This window comes from Acidobacteriota bacterium (assembly GCA_039683095.1).
In the GTDB taxonomy this organism is placed as follows: domain Bacteria; phylum Acidobacteriota; class Aminicenantia; order Aminicenantales; family Saccharicenantaceae; genus RBG-16-66-30.
Genome location: JBDKSB010000012.1, coordinates 216,817 through 239,528, shown reverse-complemented (window position 1 = coordinate 239,528; position 22,712 = coordinate 216,817). Strand labels below are relative to the sequence as shown.

Genomic DNA, 22,712 nt, shown 5'->3' with positions numbered 1-22,712 from the left:
TGTCATCTATCCCAGGAGTTCATATGGCACGAGGCAGATTGATCGACAAGCGGATATCGAAGTCGGATAAGCTCGCGTCGCTGAAGCGGGACCGATCCCGCGTTCTCTATTTCATGATCTACCCGCACACCGATGTCGCCGGCAGGTACTCTGCCGATCCGCGCGACATCAAAGAGGACTGCTGCCCTCGGCTGAAGTATTCGGTCGCCCAGGTCGAGGAGTCGCTACGGGATCTCAATGAAGCTGGCCTGCTTATCCTCTACGAAGTCGAAGGCCAGAGATATCTGGAGATCACCAGGTTCGAGGACTTTCAGACCGGAATCCGCGCCGACAGGGAGGCTGAATCAAAAATCCCGGCGTACTCCGGACCTACTCCGGAGCACTCCGGGAGTACTCCCTCTTTAAGTTTAAGTCTAAGTTCAAGTCTAAGTTTAAAGAACAAGGGGCACTCTCCTGCCCAAATCCCGCCCCAAGTCGCCGAAGAGCTGACCGAAATCTGGAAGCGGGTTAAGAAGGGCGAGTCGCCGCCGGCGAGGCCCGTCGAGATCATCGCCGGTATCTGGAACGTGTTCGCTAAAGGACACAAGCTCTCGACGATCGAAAAGATTGAACCAGGGAGCGCCAGGGAAAAATCCCTCATCGCGCGATTGTGCACGCCTGACTTCGATATCGAAAACGTTCTGCGGGCCATCCACGAACAACCCTTTTTGTGCGGCGACAATGACCGGGGATGGTTGGTGACATTCGATTGGATTCTCAGCCCGAAGAACCTCACCAAGATCATGGAGCGGGCGTACGTCAAAAACCGGATCGGGGACGCTGCCCGACGGGCCCCCGAGGATCCGTACGTCGGGGGAAGGAGGGGTTGATGAGAAGGAGCAAGCGGGAGCCTGCCCTGGTCCTCGTCGGACTGGGCATCATCCTGGTCTTCGCCCTGGGCCTGGTCCTCGGGGCGAAGGTCGAGCGTGCGGCCGCGAATCTCAACGCGCGCCAGATCGCCGGGGAAAGGATCGTGCGATGAAGAACTACACGAGCCAGGTTCCCGTATCGCTGACGGTCAGCCGGATTGAGCAGATCCTGGCCAAGGCCGGGATCCGGAATATCCTCAAGGACTACAGCGATGGGGAAGTGGCTGCTCTCTATTTCACGCTCCCTCATCCGACGCTCCAAGGCTCATCCATCCCGGTCCGGCTGCCGGCCAATATCGGCGCCGTCATGCGGGTCCTATCGTCGGGCGTGAAGAGGAATTCCGCAGAACGGAACAAGCGTCTCTGGGAGCAATCTCGCCGGACGGCGTGGAAGTTAATGCAGGACTGGGTAGAAGTCCAACTGAGCCTCATCGAGCTTCAGCAGGTCGAAGCCCTGCAAGTCTTCCTGCCCTACGTTTGGACGGGGCAGGAAACCCTCTATGCCCGCATGAAGAGCAACGGCTTCAAGGCCCTCCCGGTCCACGAGATTCAGGTCCTCGGGACTGGCGCCGGCCAAAAGGAGAAACCATGAAAAAGTGCAGAGCGAACTACAGCTTTGAATACGCCGGCCCGGCCCGGGTCGTAATCCGCGACATCGGGCCCTGGGACGAACATCCGAGCGTGACCAATGACGTCGAGGCCGTCGTCCAGGAACTCGTCGCCGAGGGCCATCTGCGTGAGGGGCAGCAGCTCTACTACTTCGACTCGGACGGTCAGCTCGACGAGATCCTGGTCAAGGACGGGCGGTTCCTAGGCTTCGCGCCAGGGCCGGCCGATGGGAGGTTCGAACGATGAACGCTGACCTTCTCCGCACGCGCTTCATGGAGATCATGCAGCGGCACCGCGGCCGGGCCAATGCGATCGACCGCAAGCGGCTCCTCTACGAGCTCCAGTGCTACGAGCCTACGCTCGATGATCGCCGTTTCCGGGACCTCTACGCGAACCTCCCAGTCTGCACGTGCCAGGGCGGGATGTTCCTTCCGAGGACGCCGGCTGAGGTCCAGGAGTTCCGGGAATACATCACCAGGGGATGGGGCCACGAGCTCGCGCACAAGAGGGTGAAGATCGTGCTGGCGTATTACCCGCATCTGACCCCGGCAAGCATGACGCAGCAGAACCTCTTCGAGAGGCGGAAGGAGGAATCAGCGGCCGCGATAGGGGGAGGAGACAGATGAGCCCGATGCTTCCGTTCTCCGATGTCATCATCAGCCGGGATGCCGACCCAGAGCTCCGCCCATTGGCCGATCGCCACTATTCGCGCAAGACGCCGGGAGCCCCGAAGTTCTCAGGCCCCGGCAAGATCATCGTTCTCCGGAATCCTGAGGGAACATGGCTCTTCGTCTGGCGCAATGCTAAGTACAGGCTCGACGGACAGGAGGGCTGGGAGTGTTCGATCTTCAGAAACGAGTCGGTCGAACTTTCATCGAAAATCATCCTCCGTTGCGAGGGGTTCGTGACGGGCCGGAAATTTACCTATGTAGACGCAAAGAAGATCCGCTCGACGAATCCGGGCTGCTGCTTTCTTCAGGCCGGCTGGGAGCGGGCCGGTAAGAGCAGGGACCGAGGCCTAGTGCTTCTAGTGAAGGACAGCGAATGAGCAGCCACTACCGCCGCGGCGCCGACTTCGAGCGGGCCGTCTGCGCCTACCTCGCCGGCAAGGGCGCGCTCTGCATCCGGTCCGCCGGCTCTCACGGCATCGTGGACATCATCGCGCTCTGGCCGGCCGGCCGGGCCTGGCTGGTCCAGGCTAAATCGAACGGGCGCATGGATCCGGCAGAGCGCCGGGCCCTGGCTGCGGCCGCGCACAGATACAGCAGCGTCCCCATCAAAGCATCCAGGCCGAAGCGCGGGGTCATTCTTTGCGAGAGGTATTACCCGACGAGCGGGATCTTCGGGGAGATCGAACTATGAAGACGCTCATCCTCATCACGCTCGTCGTCATGCTCATCGTCGCGCTCGGCCGCTACTGCCTGTGGCAGATCCGGCGGACACAGCGGAACAAGATGTACGTGAGCGAGGCTTATAGACGATGGCTTATCGAGCACGAGGAGCCGTGCTTTCCGGATATCGAAAGCAGTCTGGAATCTGAGCACCCGGATCGACGGGCCGCCGTGAGCCCTGACGCGGCGATCGACGGAGCGGAGGGCGGCGGTACAGGATCCAAGCAGCTCGCCGACGAACTCGTGACGGCCGAGGCCCAGGCGAAGCGGACGGCCAACGAAGTCTGGGCCCGGAAGCCCTGGCCGGTGCGCCTGTTTGTAAAAAAGCCGTTCCCGGACGTCGTATGAGGGAGGATTAATGAGCGACGCGGCACTCAAGAGGAGGCTGGCCCGGGCCGTGAAACGCGCAGCCGATGTCCTCATCAATAGCAATTACAGGATCACGCTGCTCCAAGGCGAGGTCTTCAACCTTGAAGCTCTCCGTGAACGAGAGATCCGGAAGATCCGCGTGGTCATAGATGCCGTCAAGCCAGAAGATGAGCAGAAGGTCCGTGTTTGCCGTCTGCCCGGAATCTGCACGAAGGAGATTTGGTGTAAGCGGCCGAATGAATCTGGGTTCAGAATTACTGAGGTCAGATAATCTATGCACGATGAATTGGGAAACGAATTCCTGAATTATGATCCCGTAAACAGGTCCTCAAGGCGTAGCATCGTCACTATAGAAAAACCTTGACAACACACCTTAGAATTCCTAATTTATTCCTATAAGGGGAAACAATATCACTGTTGGTACTGTTTTCCTTGGGGGGAGGAAAAATATGAAAGCTGATGATGAGATCGTTGTCGACATAGAGGAGTTGAACGCTGTAGAGCGAAATCTCAAGTTTGTTCTTCCAGCGAGCCATCCTTTTGCGACGGGCCTTTCGGGACTATTGGGCGGGAAGAAGGGAATTCCGCAAGATCTCAAAGATGACTTCTGGACCCTTTATGAAAAACACAAGTCTGTAATCTTATACAAGCCTAAGATTCTTTTTATTACGGTGAAGGTCTACGTTCATACGCTAAGACCATTATTTGTACTGATCTTCGGCAAACCGAAATAGAAACGCAAGCATCCCTGATATGTAATTAGCCCCCCTATCTAGATTTCTGTCAATAGCGCAATTTGCCCAGGTTTCCTGTCCCGTTAGGACAGGTTTCTTGTCCATTTTGGACAGGTTTCCTGGTTCGGCCAAAATCCTACCCCTTATCCTCCTAGGTGACATGTCGCCAGTCTATAGGAGGTCTCCATGAAAAAGTTCTTCGCCGCCCTGGCGGTCGTCTTCATCGCGGCCGCACTCGTTTTCTTCATGCCTCTGGCCGCCCTGGCCCAGGAGACGACCACCGTCTCTATCTTCGGCGTCGAAATCGATGTCTCGGTCGTCGATGCCGTCGTCTCGATCCTGGCCGGTGGAATCGTCACCCTGATCGTGCAGTTCCTGAAGAAGAAGATCAAGTTCATCGGCGAGGGAGTCGGTGCCTTCTTCTTCACGATCTTCACGACCGGTGCAGTGACCGCAATCTACTTCCTCCTACTCCACCCGATGCATCCTTGGGAGTGGCTGAAGTACGCCGTCTACGCCGGCGCGATCCTCGGCGAGTCGACCGGCTGGTTCCACCTCTACAAGAAGGCCACGGGGACGCCCAGCACGCCGGCGGTCTAGCCGCCGGCTCATGACAGCGATAGAGGCGCGCCAGTGACGCCCGCTAGCCTGGGGATGGCCCCGCTTATCAATCCCCGCCGGATCATCATCCATCATACCGGCTCAACGGACGGACCCGACTGCTCTGTCCCCGGGATTCGGCACTGGCACATGGGGACGCCGCCCAACGGGCCGGCCGACGGGCCCTATGCGGACATCGCCTATCACCTCCTTGTCGAGCGACTGGGCGATTCCTGCGAGCTCGTCCTCGGCCGGCCGTGGATCTTCCAGGGCGCGCACTGCAAGGGCCATAACCAGGATTCGCTCGGCTTCGCCTTCGTCGGTGACTTCAACCAGGGCGAGCCGCCTCTGAGCCAGCTAATCATCGGGGCCCGCGGCGTCGCGATGCTCGCGGACATCTTCCGGATCCCGCTCGAGAGCATCTGCCCGCACCGGAAATTCAACGATACCGATTGCCCGGGCAAGCTTTTCCCGTGGGAGAAGTTCCTCCAGGCCGTGAGAGTGGCGCTATGAAAAAGGTCCTGGCCTTCCTCATCACCCTGGCCGTCGGAATCCTCGCCGGCTACTTCCTGGCCAGGAAGACATCCGAGCCAGACCCGGCCTTCTGGGTCGCCAAGGCCGAATATGACAAGCTGGCCGCGGCCACCGAGGCGAGTCATGCCCAGGATCAGGCCGCGATGGCCATGCAGAACGAGGTGATCGCCGCGCAGACGGCCGAGATCTCCGGGCTCCTCGCTGCGGCCGGCAAGCCCAGCCCCGCCGAGCTCGAGAAGGACAAGCAGATCGCCACCCTCGAGGATCATCTCGCCGCCTATGAGGCTCAGGGCGATCTCGCAAGCGCGTTAACCGCGGCCAAAACGGAGAATTCAGCCTGGGCCGAGAAGTTCAGCCTCGCCGAGGATCGGCACAAAGCAGCCATCGCAGAGCTCGATAGCTCATGGCAGGTGAAGTTCGACGCCCAGGTTGACATATCCGAATCCTGGCAGCGGCAGTATGAGAACGAACGCGTCCTTCGGATCGCCGCCGAGGGCCTGGCCGAGGATGCCCTCCGGGTCGTCAGGGCCGCAAAGTTCGAACGCACCGCCCATGACGTCGAAGGTCTCGGCGTTGGCGTCTGGTCAGCCGTCAAGCACAAGGACCCCCTGCCGCTGGCCCTCTATGCGGCCGAGAAGCTGGCGGGGAAGGTCAAATCCCTATTCCACAGGTAGGAGACGCGGGCATGACGAACGGCAACTCCAAGTTCAACGTCGAGGCCCTAAAGACAATCGGCCTCATCGTCGCGCTGCTCACGATCATCGCCCAGGGCCTGTTCAGCGGCGGGGCGGGGAAGTCGAAGCTCGAGGAGAAGATCAACGCCCAGGGTGAGAAGATCGCCCGCCTTGAGGAGTGCGTCCTGTCGCTCAGGCCGTTGCCGGCCCAGGTCGCAGGGATCGAGGCCACGGTCAAGGCCATCGAACGGACCATTAATGCCCGCCAGGGAGAGAAGTAAGCAGGACATGGATATCCGCAAAGTCCCGATCTCCAAGGTCGTCCCCTGGGACAAGAATCCCCGGGGCATCAAGACCTTGGACTTTGAGCGCTTGAAACGCCAGATTCTGAAGCTCGGCGTCTACAAGCCGCTGGTCTGTTTCCGCGAGAAGGACAATTACATCGTCCTAGGCGGCAACATACGGATCCGGGCGCTCCAGGAGCTCGGGGTCAAAGAGGTCGAGATCTCGATCGTCCGGCCAAGGGACGAGGCGGAGAGGATCGAATTCGCCCTCTCCGACAACGATCGGGCCGGCTACTACGAGGACGAGAAACTCGCCGAGCTCCTGCAGCCCTATATGGCCAAGATCGAGCTCGGGGACTTCCGGGTCGATCTCGGGCCGGCCTTGGACCTGACTTCCCTCCTCGAGCGCTTCGGGCCTGATCTCGACGCGAAGGCCGACGCGGTTCCTCCTGTCGACGACTCGCCGGCGAAGTCCCGCCGCGGCCAGATCTTCCAGCTCGGCCGACATCGGCTCATGTGCGGTGATAGCCTTAATCCTGACGACGTCGCCCGGCTCATGGACGGGAAGAAGGCCGATCTCGTTTTCACGGATCCGCCCTACAACGTCGACTACGGAGCCTCGAAGAACCATCCGACCTGGAAGGTCCGCTCCATCGCCAACGATAGCATGGATGACGCCAGCTGGGCGAAGTTCAACCAGGCCCTGATCGAGGCCATCAAGGCTTACCTCCGGGGTGGCGACGTCTACATCTGGGGCGCCTCCGGGCCTGCCGGCATGCGGCAGCGTCTGGCCCTCGTCGAGGCCGGTCTCCACTGGTCCGCGACGATCATCTGGAAGAAGCAGCAACTTGTCCTCTCTCCGGCCCGCTATCAGCGGATCTATGAGCCTTGCTTCTATGGCTGGCTCAAGAAGAGCAGCTTCCGGGGCGATCGCAAGCAGACCGAGATCTGGGAGGTCAACCGGCCCACGGCCTCCGATCAGCACCCGACGATGAAGCCGGTCGAGCTCTGCGCCAAGGGCATCGTCAACTCGAGTAAACCCGGCCAGGTCGTCCTCGACCTCTTCCTCGGCTCTGGCTCCACCCTCATCGCAGCGGAGATCTCCGACCGCGCCTGCTACGGGATGGAGCTCGATCCCAAGTACTGCGACGTCATCATCCAGCGCTTCGCCAAGTACACCGGCGTCTCCGAGCGCGAGATCCGGAGGAGCGCGAAGTGAAGGTCCCCCTCGCAAAGCTCGGCCGGCCCACAAAGGCCGACCACGTGAGCCTCGACCAGGTCGAGGTTATCGCCAGCATGGGCCTCACCGACGAGGAGATAGCCGTCATCCTGGGGATTTCCGAGCGGACCCTCAATTACTGGAAGAAAACGAGCCCCGACTTTTTGCAGTCCCTAAAAAGGGGAAAGCTCAAAGCCGACTTCCAAGTCACGCAGAGCCTCTATAAGCGGGCCCTTGCCGGAAGCGACGCGGCAGCCATCTTCTGGCTCAAGAATCGCCGCCCGGATCTCTGGCGAGACCGGCAGCAGATAGACGGCAGTTTGACCCTCACAGGCAAGCTCTCGCTCGAAGCTATGAAGAAGTCCATGAAAGAAGCCGAGGATGCAGGCGCAGACGCTTGACCCGGAGACCCGCCAGGTGATGGCCGCCCTGCTGGTCAATTATCGGCGGGACCCGGTCTTCTTCGTCGAGCATGCCCTGGGGCACCTGACCTGGTCAAAGCAGCGCGCGATCCTGCACTCGGTCGCCGTGCACGAGAGGACGGCCGTCCGGGCCTCCCATAGCGTCTCGAAGACCTACACGGCCGCCGAGGTCGCGGTCTGGTTCCTGAACTGCTTCCCGAACTCCAGAGTCGTCACGACGGCCCCGACGTGGACGCAGATGGCCAAGCTCCTGTGGGCCGAGATCCGGTCCATCTATGTCCGCAGCCGGCTTACCCTCGAGGGCGAGTGCCTGATCACCGAGATCAAGACCGACGACCCGGACCACTACGCGATCGGCTTCTCGACAGACAGGCCGACCAGGGCCGAGGGCTGGCACGCGCCGGCCATCCTGTTCATCCTGGACGAGGCCAAGGGGATCCCGCAGTGGCTCTGGGACTCGGTCCGCGGCTCGATGACGGGCGGCTTCTGCCGCGAGCTCGTGATCTCGACGACGGACGGGGTCCAGGTCGGCGAGCAGTACTGGAAGATCTTTCAGTCCGAGCAGAAGCAGTGGAACAGGATCCACATCTCAGCCTTCGACTCGCCCTACGTGACGGGGGAGAAGTTCCGCGGGCTCGCCATGCCGGACCCTGCGCGGCCGGACCGCTTCAGCCGGCACCTGGTCGACCCGAAGGACCTCCAGGTCCAGATGGCCGGGCCGGCCTGGATCGCTGAGTGCCGGGACGAGTGGGGCGAGGAGTCGCCTCTCTTCCAGACCAAGGTCAAGGGCGAGATCGTGGACGCCGGCGCCGACTCGATCATCAAGCTCTCCCAGGTCGAGCAGATGGTCAAGAACGCCGCGGACGAGGCCTTCAATGCCGAGGGCCAGGAGGAGGGCGGCATCGACGTGGCCAGGGGCGGGACTGACGACACAGTCATGTACCGCCGCAAGGGCCTCAAGTTCCTTGAGGAGAAGGTCCTGGCCTCGCCCCAGCTGCCCGAGAAGGCGAAGCTCGTCTTCATCGCCACCGAGGTTGAGCGGTTCTTTGCCTTCAACAAGAAGACCCGGATCAAGGTCGACGACACGGGCGTCGGCGGCGGCCTGACCGACATCCTCCAGGCCCGCGGCTACAACATCGTCCCCGTTTGCTTCGGCGGCGAACCCTCGGAGCCGGACAAGTATCCGAGCGTCGCGGCCGAGATGTGGTTCGGGGCCGGGAAGATCCTCCACGAGGTCGCCTGGCCGGCGGACGATCGGCTCAAGGCCGAGCTCGTCAATCGGAAGTCCAAGTCTCTCGATAAGAAGGGGAGGCGGTGCGTCGAGTCCAAGGACGACTACAAGGCCCGCGGCTTCAGAAGCCCGGACAAGGCCGACGCTTTCCTGCTCACGCTTTACAACCCGAAAGAGAACGGTCCGAACATAAGGAGCCTCAAGTCGTGAACCTTATCGCCAGACTCAGGAAGGCGGTCTCGGGTATCGACAACCCTCTCGCCCGGATCATCCTCTTCGGCCTCGGGAAGACCGCGCTCTGGACCCCCGCGGATTACACTGCTCTCAGCAAAGCTGGGTACGAGAACTGCGTCACCCTCTATGCCTGCGTGAACTACATCTGCCGGGCTGCGGCCGGGATCGAGTGGACGGCCACCGTCGGCAAGAAGGACGCCCCGGATCACGCCATCCTCAAGCTCCTGGGCCGTCCGAACGACGCCGAGGGCCGGCGGGCCTTCATCTTCAGGAGCTTCGCCTCCCTCCTCATCAGCGGGAACCGCTACATCCTGGCCGGCCGGATCGGCAAGCAGCCGCCCCTGGCCCTGTGGTGCCCCAGGCCGGACCTCATGACGATCGTCCCGGGCGGGGGCCGCGGGCAGATCGTCGACCATTATGAGTTCGGGAAGACGAGCGACCCTCTGAAGATCGACCCGTCGCTCGTCCTGCACTCGAAGCTCTTCCATCCGACGGAGAACTTCTATGGCCTGTCGCCCCTGAGCGTCGCGAGCCACGCGGTCGACATCTCGAACATGGCGAACGAGTGGAATATGCGCCTCCTCCAGAACGACATGAGGCCGCCGGGGGCGCTGTCCACGGACGGCAAGCTGGACGACGCGCAGTTCATCCGCCTCAAGGACATGATGAAGTCGGAGTGGCAGGGTTACGAGAACGCCGGCCAGCCTATGCTCCTCGAGGGCGGGCTCAAGTGGGTCAACTTCATGCTGACCGCCAAGGAGATGGACTGGCTCAACACCACGAAGGTCACGAAGCGGGACATCTGCACTGTCTACAACCTGGACCCCTGCCTCGTCGGCGACTCGGAATACGCGACCTACTCGAACAAGATCGAGGCCCGGAAGGGCGCCTATGAGGACGTCATCATCCCTCTCATGGAAGAGTTCTGTGACGACCTCAATGCCTGGCTTGCGCCGATGTACTCGGACGGCCTGGTCCTCGGCATCAACAAGGACAAGATCGCGGCCCTCCAGGAAAGCCGGGAGAAGTTGTTCTCGTACCTCAACGGCGCCTGGTGGTTGAGGGTCGACGAGCTGCGCAAGCTCACCGGCCAGGATCCCGTCGGCGGGGTGGAGGGCGAGACGATCTTCGTCCCCCTCGGCAAGATCCCGCTCGAGCAGGCCGCGGCCGAGCCCGAGCCGGATCCCGAGCCGGCCCCTGCGGCCGAGCCGCCCGCGGACGACCCTAACGCCCAGGGCGATCCAGACGAGGATCCCGAGGACGTCGACGAGCCGGAAGCCGGCGACGAGGGCAAGGATTCCAAGGTCGGCGCCGGCAAGGCGGCCCCCCAGGTCAAGTCCTTCTGGGCGGCCCCGGAGCGCAAGGAGCGGCTCTGGAAGTCGTTCGAGGGCCGGGTCAAGACGAGGGAGAAGAGCTTCGAGCAGATCGCCAAGGCCTACATCAAGGCCCAGGCCGAGGCCGTGAGCCAGCGGGCCGGCCGCCTGGGGTCCCTTTCCGGGCTCTACGGTACGGACATCTTCAGCGTCAAGGACGAGGCCAAGCGGTACTCGAAGGCCTTCTCCGCCTGGTACGTCGACCACTTCATCCGGGCCGGGAACGCCGGCATGCGGGCATCGAAGGGCGAACTCTTCGACGACGCCGAGTTCAAGGCGCTCGCGTGGAAGGACGATCCCAAGAAGCCGACGTCTTGGGTCTTCACCATGACCCCTGAGCAGGACGCCGAGCTCAAGGACATGATCTTCAACTCGGGGACGAAGGTCGGGGAGACCACCCTCGAGGTCATCAACAAGCTCATCCGGAAGGCGAACGTCGAGAACTGGAGCGTCGGCAAGTTCGCCCAGGAGATCGGCGACAAGGTCGCGGACTTCGCGCCCTGGCGCTCCCGCCTGTGGGCCCGGACCGAGAGCGCGAAGGTCGACAACTACGGCCAGACCGAGGGTTACAAGCAGACCGAGTTCGTCGAGAAGAAGGCCTGGATGTGCTCGTTCGTCCCGGACAGCCGGGAGACCCACAAGGAAGCCGACGGCCAGGAGGTCGCGCTCGACGAGGACTTCATCGTCGGCGGCGAGGCGCTGGCCTATCCCGGGGATCCGAAGGGGTCGCCGGAGAACGTCTGCAACGAGCTCTGCACGACCTATCCCGTCGTGCCGGAGAGCTAAAGGAGACCGAACATGGCCGACAAGAAAGAGATCCCGATGGAGCATAAGCAGATCGAGTTCAAGTTCACGATGGCCGAAGGCGACGCGGAGCCCGGGTCGTTCACCGGTTACGGGTCGGTCTTCGATGCCATCGACTCCTACGGCGACGCCGTTCAGAAGGGGGCGTTCAAGAAGACCCTCCGGGAGAAGAAGAAGTTCCCGCTGCTGTGGTCGCACGATTCCTTCCTCGTCCCGATCGGCATCATCACGGGGGAGGAAGACGACCACGGCCTGAAGATCGCGGGGAGCCTGAACCTCGACATCGAGCTGGCGCGGGACGTCCGCTCGGCCATGAAGCAGGGCAGCGTCAACGGCCTGTCGATCGGCTACAACGTCGTCAAGGAGCTCATCGACCGCGAGACGGGGATCCGCACGCTCAAGGAGATCAACCTCTGGGAGATCTCGGCATGCGTCTTCCAGGCCTGCCCTGGGGCCGTCGTCGCTGAGATCAAGAGCAGACAGCCGGGCACGGAGCCGGGCGGAGAGCCCACTCCCGAGATCAAGCCGGAGCACATCCACTTGGTCGACGAATCGATCGCCCGGATCAAGTCATATCTCGATTCATAAGGAGACACACACATGGAAGAGAAGCTCAAAGCGCTTAACGAGCAGATCAACGGGCTCGTCGCGCAGCTCCAGCAGAAGGACCGGGAGGTCAAGGAGAACCTGATCTCCAAGGCGGCCTTCGAGGAGTACAAGACGAACCTCGAGGCGAAGTACGCGGAGCTGTCCGCGGAAGTCGTCAAGCTCAAGGCCCCCGGCCCCGGCGTCCCCGCCGAACCGGACAAGAAGGCCGCCTTCCACAAGAAAGCCTTCGAGAACTTCGTTCGCAAGGGCGCGGGCGCCCTCACGGCGGACGAGGTCAAGGTGATGACGATCTCCGATCTGACCACGGGCGGCTACCTGGCCACCCCCAACGAGATGGTCCGGGAGATCCTGGCCAACGTCACCGAGTACTCGCCGATCCGGTCCCTCGCCCGGGTCATCCCCACGGGCGCCCCCGGCCTCGATTGGCCGAAGAAGACCGGGACGTTCGCGGCCTACCGCACGTCCGAGATCGGCACGCGGACCGAGACCACGGGCCTGGCCTTCGGGCTCGAGAAGATCCCGGCGGACGAGATGTACGCCCTGGTCAAGGTCTCGAAGCAGAACATCGAGGACTCCGCGTTCCCGCTCGAGTCGTTCATCGTTTCCGAGGCGGCCGAGCAGTTCGGCGTCAAGGAAGGCACCGAAGGTATTTCGGGCACCGGCGCGGCCGGCCAGATGGAGGGCATCCTCATGAACAGCTCCATCACCGGCTTCACCGGCGTGACCACGAGCGGCAAGATCCTGGCCGACGACCTCAAGCAGCTCTTCTACTCGCTCAAGGACTTCTACGCCAAGAACGCCTCGTGGATCTGGCGGCGTTCCTCGACCCTGGCCATCTCCCTTCTCAAGAACACGACCACGACCGAGTACCTGTGGCAGCCCGGCCTCAAGGACGGATCCGCCGCGACGGTGCTGGGCCGCCCCTACACCGAGTGCCCGGACATGCCGGCCGAGGCCGCGAGCGCCAAGGCTGTCGCGTTCGGCGACTTCAAGAAGGGCTACGTCATCGTCGACCGCCTGGGCATGGAGACGCAGCGGCTCATCGAGAAGTACGCCGAGGTCGGCCAGGTGGGGCTGCTCTTCCGGCGCCGGGTCGGCGGCCAGGTGGTTTTGGCCGAAGCTATCAAGGTCCTCACGCTGAAGGCGTAGAGGCGAGTCTCTGAACTGAAAGGAAAGCGAGAGACACCATGAAAGATCTTTACCACGACCTCAAGGCCGAGTACTCCATCTACCCGGCCGCCCTCGGCGCGGCCGCCAAGACCGGGGACGCCATCATCGACCTCAAGGGTTTCGACGGCGCTCTCATCGTCTGCGGCTCAGGGGCCCTCACCGTGGACATGCCCTTCCAGCTCATGGAGGGGGACACGGCCAACCTGGCGGACGCCGCGGCGGTCGCCGACGCCGACCTCATCGGGACGGAGCCCACGCTCCTCCAGGCCACGGACAACGAGATCAAGACCTTCGGGTACAAGGGCTCCAAGCGGTACCTCCGGGTCGACACCACGGGCGGCACGGGCATCGGCTGGGCCGCCGTCATCAAGGGCGCTCCCCGGCACGCGCCGGCCGTCTAGCGCAGAGGGCAGGCAGCGGCATGAACGATTGGAGGGGGCTCGGAACCCGGGCCCCCTCCTCTTTTCAGTGAAACATGAGAAAGACAGCGCCGGCCGAAAAGGACTTCGATCCGTTCGACGGGAAGCCGCTGACGGTCCCCACGAGGGTCCGCCGCACGACCCTGGACGGGAGGGAGATCCCGGCCGAGCCGCAGGAGGAGACCATGAAGGTCAAGCTCAACATTGATTACACGGTCTGCCGGGACGGCATCCATCCGGAGTCGTTCAAGGCAAAGGAAACCGTGGAGCTGCCCGCCCACATCGCCACGGTCCTGGTCAAGGACAAGAGGGCCGTCCCCGTGGCCGAGGGAAAGATGGAGGGCGGAGCTCCGGCCAACAAGATGGACCCGGGCGCCCCCGAGAACAAAGGCGCCAAGGGCCAGGGGAAGTAGCATGTCCGTTGCCGCGTCCTCCCTGATCACAGCCGCCCAGTTCAAGACGTACCTGGGGCCGGAGTATTCCGGCACCGGGAACGACAGCCTCTTCGAGCTGCTCATCGATTCCGTCTCGGAGATGTTCAACAGCCGCATCGGGCGGACGCTGGCGAAGACGACCTACACGGACCAGTACTTCGACGGGAACGGGAAGACGGATCTCTTCCTACCGAATTACCCGGTCATCTCGATCACCTCGATCTACGAGGACGGGGTCCTGCTCACCGAGGGCGCGGCGGCCGACTACGTCGTCGACCACGCCTCGGGGATCGTCCACCGGGTCGGAGGGGTCTGGCTCCGCGGCAGGCAGACCGTCAAGATCACCTACGCGGCCGGCTACGTCGTCCAGGGCGCGAGCCCGGGGACGGGGGAGACGGCCCTGCCGGCCGACCTGAAGCTCGGCTGCATGATCCAGGTCGCCCGCGAGTGGAAGAAGTCCCAGGGCAGCGAGTGGGGCGAGACATCGCGCAGCTTCCCGGACGGGTCGACGAGCCACGTCGAGCGAGGCCTCCTCAAGGAGGTCGAAGAGATCCTCCAGAAGTACCGGAGGTACCGCGTATGACCCAGATCACCGCGGACTTCTCCGGGGCCATCCGGCAGACGGCGACCCTTCTCAAGCTCAACCGGGCTCACAAGTTCGTCGCGACGGAGTGGGCGTCCGACACCGTCCGGATCCTGAAGATGCGGGCCCGGGCGATGCAGAAGTCCATCAGCCCCTGGAAGAAGAAGACCGGCCAGCTCGCCCGGAACATCGACAAGCTCGTCGGTGCCGAGGAGGACCGCTGGACCGTCGTCGTCGGCACAGGGATCGGGGGGACGCAGAGCGTCCGGTACGCGAAGATCCAGGACGAGGGCGGGACGACGCACCCCCGGGTCACCAAGCGCATGAGGCGTTGGGCCTGGTTCATGTTCAAGGAGACCGGGAACGAGATGTACAGGGGGATCGCCCTGACCTCGAAGAAGAAGCTCGACGTCAAGATCCCGGAGACGAAGTGGTTTTCCGGGGTGCTCGAGTACCGGGAGCGGGACCTGAGCGAGATGATGGACCCGGACCACGTCCTCAAGGTGGCCCAGGGAATGGCCGGGGTGAAGTGACATGGCGCCCGTGAAGCCGCTCCGCCTCCAGGTCATCGACCGCATCATCGTCGTCCTCCAGGCGATCGTCGAAGGCGACTCGTTCTGGAAGACGACCGGCCAGGTCGCGAGGCGATGGATCGCCCCGAATGAGGCCATCGCCTTCCCGGTCTACGGCGTCCACGCGAGCGACGGCCAGGCCCCCGAAGAGGACGCCGGCGAGTACCGGGAAGAGTTCGCCGTGGTCGTCGAGGGCGTCGTCAAGTCCGCGACCGACACCGTGACGGAGATGGAGCATGCCCTGGCGGACGTCCGCAGGGCCGTCGACACGGACTCGAGGGACGGGGCCACGGCCGGCGCGCTCGGGACCCTGACCGTCTACGTGCGCGTCGGGCGCAGCTGGACGGACGAGGGCGAGAACGTTGCGAGCGGGCTCGGCTACTTCTGGCAGGAGTTCCTGGTCCAGATCGCCGGCGACCCCTTCGGAGCATAAAGGACAGGAGGCAACATGGTCATCAAGTGGAAGGGCCCGGCACAGCACCTGGACCGGGTTCTCGCGAAGCCGGGAGACGTGATCGACACGGCCGAGCTCGGGATTCCCGACGAAGCCGCGAAGGTCTGGGTCCGCGACGGCGACGCCGCGGAAGTCAAGCAGAAGAAGGCCGCGCACAGCGGCGAGGAGGTCTGACATGGGCGATATCGAAGCCAGGCTGAACAAGACAGCCATCAAGAAGGGCGTGACCTGGGACACCGAGGTCGACGTCAACGCCGCCGGCAACGGTATCTATGTCCTGAACCCGGGCGCCCCTAAGCTCGGGGTGGCCATGCTCGAGGACGAGTCGGCCACGGCGCACGCGAAGAACCTGGATGTCGGCAACATCAACCCCTCAGACTTTCAGCTCGACTTCGACGATCGCTATGACGGCCTGGAGAATGTCCTCCTCGCGCTTCTCATGGGGACCACCGCGGCCCCGGCGCAGCAGGCCGCGACGTCGGCCTATCTCCACGCGCTGTCCCTGAAGGACTCGGTCGCCGGCCTGTTCGCGACCTACGCGACGGAGAAGGGGACGAAGATCCACGTCGTGCCGTCGATCAAGGTCATGAAGGCCGCCTTCTCGTTCAACAACGGACTCATCCGGTCGAGCTATTCGGTCCGGGGCTCGCGGGTCATCGACAACTCCTCCGTGATCACGTCCATGTCCTCGGTCACGGTCCCGGCCAACGCCCACCATCGGGCGAAGGCCTACCAGGCCGTCTTTCGCATGAATGCCCAGGCGGGCGCCGGCCTCGCGACGCCGACTGACGTGCTCAAACCCAAGGCGTTCAATCTGGAGATCGAGCGCTCCTTCGACGGGGAGCATGTTGCCGGGAGCCAGGCCATCATCGAATCCCTCGAGAACGCGAAGCCGAAGGTGAAGCTCATGCTAGAGTTCGCCCGGATGGACGCGGTCAACGCCGCGTGGTTCGCCGCCTGGACCGCCGCGAGCGAGTACAAGGCCGACGTGGTCATCACCGGTCCCCTGATCGCCTCGACCTATTACTACTACAAGAAGTTCCAGCTGCCGCGGCTCGTCATCGAGGACGTCGAATTCGCCGACTCGAAGATCATTCCGGCCAAGGTCATCCTCCGCGGTCTCGAGGCGGACGCCGCTCCCACGGGCATGACCGGCCTGACGCTCCCCGTCTATGCCGACCTGATGAACACCCGGGCGACGTCCCTGCTGGCGTAAGGAGGAGCCGTGGAACTGAAAGAGATCAAACCCACGGCGGAGGTCACGTTCGAGACCGACGACGGGGAACTCCGGTTTGAGGTCGAGTACGTGGCCAAGGACCGGATCGCCCTCGACCACCGCTGGATGAAGCTGAGCGACAAGGTCCGTGTCTTTCTGGCCGAAGCGATCGTAGCCTGGAACCTTGCCCATGACGACGGGACGCCCTGGGAGTGCGACGCCGCGACGAAGGGCAAGCTCCTGCCGCAGCTCGTCGCACTCCCGATCAAGGCGAAGCGCGATGCGGCCGGCAAGGAGATTATCCCGGACGGCGTCTTGCTCGGGATCGCGCTCTTCGAGTTCGTCCAGAACGAGGGGAACTTCCTAAAAAACTGATCCGCTACCTCGAGCTCTACGAGGGATCCTGGCCGCGGCTCCTCCGGCCGGAGGATCACCGGCACGAGGTAGGGGAGGACACAGGGGGATGCGATAACTGCCGGATGGAGGCGGCTGGGGAGAAGATGAGCGCGTTCGAGATCGCATGCTGGAACTGGTACCAGGAGAACGTCAACGGCTTCACCCTGGCCGCCGGCGCGCTCGGCCCGTTCCTCCTCGAGGAAGGGCTGAAGGGGGCGGCCCGGGCGTTCTTTGTCCGGGCCGCGGGGCTCATCTATGAGACGTTCGAGCGCGTAGGCCTGGAGAAGGCCAAGGCAGCAAAGGGATCGTGACATGGCGGATATCAAGTATGTCATCACCGTCGACAGCGCCGGCGCGGTCAAGAACGTCGAGAACTTTGACAAGGCGGTCGAGGCCCTGGGGAAGCAGACGGAGGGCGCGCGGGGCAAGGGCCAGTCCTTCGGCCAGGAACTCTCCGGGCATCTGATTCCGTCCTTCACCGCGGCGAGCCTAGCTGCCGACGCCATCAAGAAGAGCCTCGCGTTCGTCAAGGATCAGATCGTCAGCGTGGCCGAGGCCGGGATGGAGGCCGAACGGGTTGACAGCGCGCTCAACTCCGCGCTCGCGATCACGGGCCGGACCGTCCCGGGCTTGGCCGAAGATCTCTCTGCCTATGCCTCGGAGCTTCAGCGGAAGACCATATACGACGACGAGGCAATCAAGAAGACTGAGACGCTCCTGGCGCAGATGACCGACCTCGATGAGGAGGGCATTAAAAAGGCGACCCGGAGCACGGTCGGGCTTGCCTCGGCCCTGGGGATCGATCTCGACTCCGCGGCGATGATGGTCACGAAAGCGATGGAGGGGAACTTCCAGGCCCTTCAGCGCTATGGCATCAAGGTCGATGAGACCCTGCCGCTCGAGGAGAAGCGGGCCGCGTTGATGGAGAAGCTCGAAGGGCTCTTCCAACGGGCCACGGCCCAGACCAATACGGCCGAGGGAAGCCTGGCCCAGATGAGGAACACGATCTCTGATGCCAAGGAGAAGCTCGGGAATGCCTTCCTTCCGGCGATCTCGGCCGGGGCACAGGCCGTCGGCAATCTGGTCGCCAAACTGGCCGGTCTCAACCAGCAGCTTGAGGACGTCGACGGACGGGCTGCCCGAAACGCGAAGACAAATGAAGTCTACGCGGACACTTTCTTCCTAATCACGGCCCGGGCCGGCCGGACACAGGAGTACGTCCGGAACCTGGCGACCCTCTACAACTACAACTACGAGACGCTCATTAAGCTTATCGGGGAGGGTGCCTACGGCAAGGAGCTCGAGGCGGAATGGAACAAGGAGCGGGCGGGGACCATCGCGAAACTGAAGGCCCTTAAGGATGGCTGGGCGGCGGCCGAGAAAGGGACACGATCGCACACGGAGGCAACCAAGGATCTGAACGCCAAGCTCTCCGAGTCAGACGAGGCCCTCGAGCGGGAGATCCGCTGGCTCCGGATGCTCGGCTCTGTGTCGATATCTGCCCCCGTCAACGACAACCTGGGCTCCCTCGGCGACATGATCGGCGGGATGACCGGCCAGGTCGTGAACTTCACCGAGAAGGTCCCGGGCCTCTTTGAAGGTATCAAGACTGGGACGGCCGACGCGAAGACCGAGGCAGAGGGGATGGCCTCGGTCTGGGACGCGGCCATGCAATCGATGACGGCCGGCCTTGTTTCTTTCGGGGACGCCAATGCGACGGTCGTGGACAACGTCGGTAAGGTCTTCTCCAACTTCGTTAAATCGGCCATCAGCGGGATCGAGGCGATGGTCCTCAAGTACATATGGGAATCGAAGGTCGTCAAGACAGCCAAGCAGGGCGAGGCCCAGTCGGGCGCCTTGGCTAGCATCTTCGGCTCGATGCCCTGGTTCGTAGCTTTGCCCGTCGCGGCTGGATCGTTCGCCATCATCAACGCCCTGTTCTCGAAGATCCTGAAGTTCGAGCAGGGCGGCGTCTTCACCAAGCCTACGATTGCCGAGATCGGCCACGGGACCGAGTATGTGCTGCCGGAGAAGAAGCTTATTCAGATCGTACAGATGGCCCAGCTGACGGCGCCGGCCGCGGCTAGGGAAGGCGTGGCGGCCAGGAGCGCGGAGGCGGCAACCCTCCCGGCCATCATCAACCTTTATATGGACGGCAAGCAGGTCGGCCGGGCCCTGCTCCCGAGCATCAACAAGCTCTCGAGCCGCGGCCGCGGCGGGATGAACGTCCGGACGCTCGTGAGGAGTGAGGCATGATCCGCTTCTGCTACACCAACCATTCGGATGCCGGCATTGTTTCGGCCTCCTCGGCGGTCGCGACCCTGCCGGCCGCGAACGTCCAGAGTGCCTGGCGCTCAAAGCCCTGGCGCGCGACTGGCTGCACGTCGGAGTGGCTGAAGTTCGACCTGGGCTCGGCCAAGGCGATCCTGGCTGTCATCATCACCGGCCACAACCTGACGTCGGGCGCGACGGTCCATGTCCAGGCCAATGCGACCGACGTCTGGACGGCGCCGAGCGTAGATGTCACGATGACCTGGAACGCCAGGGATATCCTCTATCTCTGGGCCGCGAACCAGTCCTACCGCTGGTGGAGGTTCACGTTTGCTGACCCCGCGAACCCGGACGGCTATGTCTCAATCGGCCGGGTCTACATCGGCACCGCCCCGTCTCCGGAACGGAACTTCTCCTCCCACACCCGACGCCTCGTCGACCCGACCGTCATCTCGGAATCGACAGACGGCGCCGAAGCCTTCGAGGATAAGTCCTCCTATCACATCTACACGTTCGGTTGGTCGAACGTACTCCCAGACGAGATCGAGAATTTGGTCAAGGCCGTGGGCCTCAAGGAATTCTTCTGGGTTATCGCAGACTACGGCAACGAGATCGAGACGGATGGCGCGCACGACCTCACCGCGTATGTCCGGCTCGAGGAGCTCCCCGAGTATGGCTATATCTACATGAAGCGGCGGAGTGCGGCCCTCACCATGAGGGAGGTCCTGTAGATGCCCGGGCCGAACCTTCTTGTCGACGGCGGCTTCGAAGTCTGGTCGTCGGCGACGAATCCTACCAACTGGACCAAGCTTCTTACCGGCGCGTCGTCCCTTAACCGCGAGGCGACCGTTGTCCATTCCGGGGTATATTGCATTCGCGGCGACGTCGACGCGTCGAATGGGTGGGCCGAGTTCTATCAGACCCGGGTCGTGAAGCCCTCGACCTGGTACCGGGCTACGATGTGGTATCGGACGGCCGCCGGCAAGACCGTCGCCGGCTTCGCGAGGATCATGATCGGCGGGTACAACAAGTACCTGCAGGACGATGGGACCTGGCAGCCAAACGGCGGCTCCTATGACTACGACTACTCGGGCGGCCTGGATAGCGCCGGGGCCTGGGCCCGGCACTCCTTCATCTTCAAGACGCCGGCCGCTCCCGACAATCTCAACATGCTCTGGGGCGCCTTCAATAGGGCAGCCGCCTCCTCGTCGTTCTATGTCGATGACGTCTACCTGGAGGAACTCGGCCCGGCGACGTATGAGGACCTGGTCGCCTCGCCGGCGTGCCAGCGCGACCTCCTCCTCCGGATTACCCCGAAAGAGCAGCTGCGGGGCTGGACGAAGACCTCGGGCCTCGTCTACACCTACGAAATCGACTGGAATGATCTGCCCTTGATGGGCTCCTATGGGGCGACCTACCGGGCGCTCACGGCCGTCGAGCACAACGGGACGGCGCTCACCCTCAAGACCTCGAGCGCGGCCGTCGACGGGGCGGCCGGCAGTTACTATTACGACGCGACGTCCAAGAAGCTCTACGTCCGCTGTACAGACGACCTCGCGGCCGACCGGGAGTCGGTCTACATTGTGGCCTTCTTCAGGCTTCACTTCGCCTCGGGCCTTGGGAAGAATGCCAAGGGGAAGATCTTCGACAACATCTACTACGAGCCGCTCCTGAACGCCTCCGCGCTCGGAGCCATCGAATCGGAGGAATCGGACTTCCTCACCGGCGGGGGGCTTGCCTGCGGAGACCTCGCGCTCGAGATCCTGAACTCAAAGAGGTTCTTCGATTACATCTGGACGACCTGGTCGTGGAAGAACGCAGCCGTCGAGATCCTCCACGGTGGAGAGGATCTGCCGCTCACGGAGTACGCCACGATCTACTCCGGCTATGTCAAGGACGAGAAATGGGCCGCATCCGCGGTCCGGTTCGACACCGTCAACTGGCTCGAGCTCCTGTCACGCCAGGTCCCGGTCAATCCCTGCTTCGGGGACGGGGTCTCTGAGAACGCGCGGGGGAAGCCGCTGCCGCTTCTCTTCGGCCGCGTGACGGGGATCCGGCCGCTTTGCACGAACACGGCGCCGGCCGACGGCACCGAGTGGACGATCGCCGATGCAGACTATCAGACGCTCAAGGCCGTGGAGGCCGTCTACGACGCCGGGATCCTGGTGAGTCCGTCGAGCTACATCGTGGACCTGGCTAACTGCAAGTTCACATTCGTATCCTATACGCCGACGGGCGAGATCTCCTGCACGGCCCAGGGTGCGGTTCTCTCCGATATTACTGGCGAGACATCGACCGACCTCATGACCAATGCCTCGGATATCATCCGGTTCCTTCTCCTCGAGGTCCTGGGCCTCGCCGCGACGCAGATCAACACAACGGCCTTCGCGGCGGCCAAGGCCTCGCTTGGAGAGTACGTCCTCGGCAAGTACATCCGGAACAGGAAGAACCTCTCGATCTACATCAACGAGATCGAGCGGTCGGTCCTCGGCATCGTCTATCAGGAGCTCGACGGGCGGATCTCGTTTGACGCGTTCTCTCCGCTCTACACCGAGGATGCCGTGATCGAGACGCAGGAGATCGCGGAGTTCGAGCAGAGGGCGCCGGCCGAGAAGCTTTTCGCCGGCGTCCAGGTCTACTTCAATCCCACGCCGGCGACGGCCGACCAGCAGGGCCTTGATACCGTAGGGGATGACGATGCCTTCGAGGTCGTCGAGGGCACGAATTCCCGGGCCCGCTATGTAGATGGCGAGGAAACCGCCTATAAGCGGCTCTATACGTGGCTGACTGACGAGGCCTCGGCGACCTACCTCAAGCAGCGCATCTTGTATCTTACGAATATCCCGATGGTCGAGCTGGGCCTGACAGTGAACGGGCTCAAGCTATTCGACCGGAAGCCCTCGGACATCCTCAAGATCAGCAAGGCCATCGCACCCGGCGCTGCGGGCTCAATCGTCGACCAGTTCTTCCAGATTATATCGATCTCGAAGGAGCTCGGGGCGGCCCGCTGTGCGATCGTCGTCGACAACTTCAAGGGCGGGGCGGCACAGGTTGGGATTTGGTGCTCTGACACGGCGGCGGCCTGGGCCTCCGCGACGGACGCGGAGAAGGGATCCCAGGGCTTCTGGTGCGATGACGACGGCCTGGTCGTCGCCGGCGACTGGACGACCGCGAATCGAAGCGTGTGGTGGTAGGAGAATAT

32 protein-coding genes are annotated in these 22,712 nt (G+C 63.0%); all 32 read left to right on the top strand.

The annotated features are described in order from the left end of the window. Positions 1–38: 38 nt before the first annotated feature. The 32 genes from ABFD52_08960 to ABFD52_08805 all read left to right on the top strand — a co-directional run bounded on the left by ABFD52_08960 (position 39) and on the right by ABFD52_08805 (position 22,704). The gene (locus tag ABFD52_08960; GenBank protein MEN6560889.1) at positions 39–869 is read left to right on the top strand and encodes a hypothetical protein; all 831 of its coding nucleotides are present in this window, start codon (positions 39–41) and stop codon (positions 867–869) included. Further along, positions 869–1,021: a hypothetical protein gene (locus ABFD52_08955; protein ID MEN6560888.1), complete on the top strand. Its 153-nt coding sequence runs from the start codon at positions 869–871 to the stop codon at positions 1,019–1,021. Before ABFD52_08960 ends, ABFD52_08955 begins: the two co-directional genes overlap by 1 nt. Next, positions 1,018–1,500, top strand: coding sequence for a hypothetical protein (locus ABFD52_08950; GenBank protein ID MEN6560887.1), 483 nt, complete (start codon positions 1,018–1,020; stop codon positions 1,498–1,500). The genes ABFD52_08955 and ABFD52_08950 overlap by 4 nt, the downstream gene beginning before the upstream one ends. Further along, positions 1,497–1,763 (top strand): hypothetical protein, encoded by a 267-nt coding sequence (locus ABFD52_08945; GenBank protein MEN6560886.1) that lies wholly within the window; start codon positions 1,497–1,499, stop codon positions 1,761–1,763. The genes ABFD52_08950 and ABFD52_08945 overlap by 4 nt, the downstream gene beginning before the upstream one ends. After that, on the top strand, positions 1,760–2,143 hold the full coding sequence (locus ABFD52_08940) for a hypothetical protein (protein ID MEN6560885.1): 384 nt from the start codon (positions 1,760–1,762) through the stop codon (positions 2,141–2,143). The genes ABFD52_08945 and ABFD52_08940 overlap by 4 nt, the downstream gene beginning before the upstream one ends. After that, positions 2,140–2,565, top strand: coding sequence for a hypothetical protein (locus ABFD52_08935; GenBank protein MEN6560884.1), 426 nt, complete (start codon positions 2,140–2,142; stop codon positions 2,563–2,565). Before ABFD52_08940 ends, ABFD52_08935 begins: the two co-directional genes overlap by 4 nt. Beyond that, a complete protein-coding gene (locus ABFD52_08930; GenBank protein ID MEN6560883.1) occupies positions 2,562–2,879 on the top strand; it encodes a hypothetical protein in 318 nt (105 codons plus the stop codon). The genes ABFD52_08935 and ABFD52_08930 overlap by 4 nt, the downstream gene beginning before the upstream one ends. Further along, the gene (locus tag ABFD52_08925; GenBank protein ID MEN6560882.1) at positions 2,876–3,256 is read left to right on the top strand and encodes a hypothetical protein; all 381 of its coding nucleotides are present in this window, start codon (positions 2,876–2,878) and stop codon (positions 3,254–3,256) included. Before ABFD52_08930 ends, ABFD52_08925 begins: the two co-directional genes overlap by 4 nt. 10 nt (positions 3,257–3,266) lie before the next feature. Then, complete coding sequence (locus ABFD52_08920; GenBank protein ID MEN6560881.1) at positions 3,267–3,548, top strand: hypothetical protein; 282 nt, start codon at positions 3,267–3,269, stop codon at positions 3,546–3,548. A gap of 178 nt (positions 3,549–3,726) precedes the next feature. Next, positions 3,727–4,011 (top strand): hypothetical protein, encoded by a 285-nt coding sequence (locus tag ABFD52_08915; GenBank protein MEN6560880.1) that lies wholly within the window; start codon positions 3,727–3,729, stop codon positions 4,009–4,011. Between the two features lie 186 nt (positions 4,012–4,197). Beyond that, positions 4,198–4,611, top strand: coding sequence for a hypothetical protein (locus ABFD52_08910; protein MEN6560879.1), 414 nt, complete (start codon positions 4,198–4,200; stop codon positions 4,609–4,611). A gap of 54 nt (positions 4,612–4,665) precedes the next feature. Beyond that, positions 4,666–5,124, top strand: a complete 459-nt coding sequence (locus ABFD52_08905) for a peptidoglycan recognition family protein (GenBank protein MEN6560878.1) — start codon at positions 4,666–4,668, stop codon at positions 5,122–5,124. After that, positions 5,121–5,819, top strand: a complete 699-nt coding sequence (locus ABFD52_08900) for a hypothetical protein (GenBank protein ID MEN6560877.1) — start codon at positions 5,121–5,123, stop codon at positions 5,817–5,819. The genes ABFD52_08905 and ABFD52_08900 overlap by 4 nt, the downstream gene beginning before the upstream one ends. Before the next feature lie 11 nt (positions 5,820–5,830). Continuing rightward, positions 5,831–6,100, top strand: a complete 270-nt coding sequence (locus ABFD52_08895; protein MEN6560876.1) for a hypothetical protein — start codon at positions 5,831–5,833, stop codon at positions 6,098–6,100. 7 nt (positions 6,101–6,107) lie between these two features. Then, complete coding sequence (locus ABFD52_08890) at positions 6,108–7,322, top strand: DNA methyltransferase (protein MEN6560875.1); 1,215 nt, start codon at positions 6,108–6,110, stop codon at positions 7,320–7,322. Continuing rightward, on the top strand, positions 7,319–7,723 hold the full coding sequence (locus ABFD52_08885) for a helix-turn-helix domain-containing protein (GenBank protein MEN6560874.1): 405 nt from the start codon (positions 7,319–7,321) through the stop codon (positions 7,721–7,723). The genes ABFD52_08890 and ABFD52_08885 overlap by 4 nt, the downstream gene beginning before the upstream one ends. Then, the gene (locus ABFD52_08880) at positions 7,704–9,185 is read left to right on the top strand and encodes a hypothetical protein (GenBank protein MEN6560873.1); all 1,482 of its coding nucleotides are present in this window, start codon (positions 7,704–7,706) and stop codon (positions 9,183–9,185) included. Before ABFD52_08885 ends, ABFD52_08880 begins: the two co-directional genes overlap by 20 nt. Further along, the gene (locus tag ABFD52_08875) at positions 9,182–11,368 is read left to right on the top strand and encodes a phage portal protein (GenBank protein MEN6560872.1); all 2,187 of its coding nucleotides are present in this window, start codon (positions 9,182–9,184) and stop codon (positions 11,366–11,368) included. The genes ABFD52_08880 and ABFD52_08875 overlap by 4 nt, the downstream gene beginning before the upstream one ends. A gap of 12 nt (positions 11,369–11,380) precedes the next feature. Next, positions 11,381–11,974, top strand: coding sequence for an HK97 family phage prohead protease (locus ABFD52_08870; GenBank protein MEN6560871.1), 594 nt, complete (start codon positions 11,381–11,383; stop codon positions 11,972–11,974). Positions 11,975–11,986: 12 nt separating this feature from the next. After that, positions 11,987–13,144 carry a phage major capsid protein gene (locus ABFD52_08865; protein ID MEN6560870.1) on the top strand — a complete coding sequence of 386 codons (1,158 nt, stop codon included), beginning with the start codon at positions 11,987–11,989 and terminating at the stop codon, positions 13,142–13,144. A 38-nt stretch (positions 13,145–13,182) separates the two neighbouring features. Next, positions 13,183–13,566, top strand: coding sequence for a hypothetical protein (locus ABFD52_08860; protein ID MEN6560869.1), 384 nt, complete (start codon positions 13,183–13,185; stop codon positions 13,564–13,566). 74 nt (positions 13,567–13,640) lie between these two features. Further along, entirely contained in the window at positions 13,641–13,997 is a 357-nt protein-coding gene (locus ABFD52_08855) for a hypothetical protein (GenBank protein MEN6560868.1), read from the top strand. 1 nt (position 13,998) lies between these two features. Next, positions 13,999–14,601, top strand: coding sequence for a hypothetical protein (locus tag ABFD52_08850; GenBank protein MEN6560867.1), 603 nt, complete (start codon positions 13,999–14,001; stop codon positions 14,599–14,601). Continuing rightward, positions 14,598–15,134, top strand: a complete 537-nt coding sequence (locus tag ABFD52_08845; GenBank protein MEN6560866.1) for a hypothetical protein — start codon at positions 14,598–14,600, stop codon at positions 15,132–15,134. Before ABFD52_08850 ends, ABFD52_08845 begins: the two co-directional genes overlap by 4 nt. A 1-nt stretch (position 15,135) precedes the next feature. Continuing rightward, positions 15,136–15,606 (top strand): hypothetical protein, encoded by a 471-nt coding sequence (locus tag ABFD52_08840; GenBank protein ID MEN6560865.1) that lies wholly within the window; start codon positions 15,136–15,138, stop codon positions 15,604–15,606. A gap of 15 nt (positions 15,607–15,621) precedes the next feature. Then, complete coding sequence (locus ABFD52_08835) at positions 15,622–15,801, top strand: hypothetical protein (GenBank protein ID MEN6560864.1); 180 nt, start codon at positions 15,622–15,624, stop codon at positions 15,799–15,801. 1 nt (position 15,802) lies between these two features. Next, positions 15,803–16,843 (top strand): hypothetical protein, encoded by a 1,041-nt coding sequence (locus ABFD52_08830; protein ID MEN6560863.1) that lies wholly within the window; start codon positions 15,803–15,805, stop codon positions 16,841–16,843. 9 nt (positions 16,844–16,852) lie between these two features. Beyond that, positions 16,853–17,218, top strand: a complete 366-nt coding sequence (locus ABFD52_08825) for a hypothetical protein (GenBank protein ID MEN6560862.1) — start codon at positions 16,853–16,855, stop codon at positions 17,216–17,218. A 125-nt stretch (positions 17,219–17,343) separates the two neighbouring features. Next, positions 17,344–17,550 (top strand): hypothetical protein, encoded by a 207-nt coding sequence (locus tag ABFD52_08820; GenBank protein ID MEN6560861.1) that lies wholly within the window; start codon positions 17,344–17,346, stop codon positions 17,548–17,550. Position 17,551: 1 nt separating this feature from the next. Beyond that, positions 17,552–19,495 carry a hypothetical protein gene (locus ABFD52_08815; protein MEN6560860.1) on the top strand — a complete coding sequence of 648 codons (1,944 nt, stop codon included), beginning with the start codon at positions 17,552–17,554 and terminating at the stop codon, positions 19,493–19,495. Beyond that, positions 19,492–20,241 (top strand): hypothetical protein, encoded by a 750-nt coding sequence (locus ABFD52_08810; protein ID MEN6560859.1) that lies wholly within the window; start codon positions 19,492–19,494, stop codon positions 20,239–20,241. The genes ABFD52_08815 and ABFD52_08810 overlap by 4 nt, the downstream gene beginning before the upstream one ends. Beyond that, positions 20,242–22,704, top strand: a complete 2,463-nt coding sequence (locus ABFD52_08805) for a hypothetical protein (GenBank protein ID MEN6560858.1) — start codon at positions 20,242–20,244, stop codon at positions 22,702–22,704. It begins immediately after the preceding gene. The last annotated feature ends 8 nt before the right edge of the window (positions 22,705–22,712 follow it).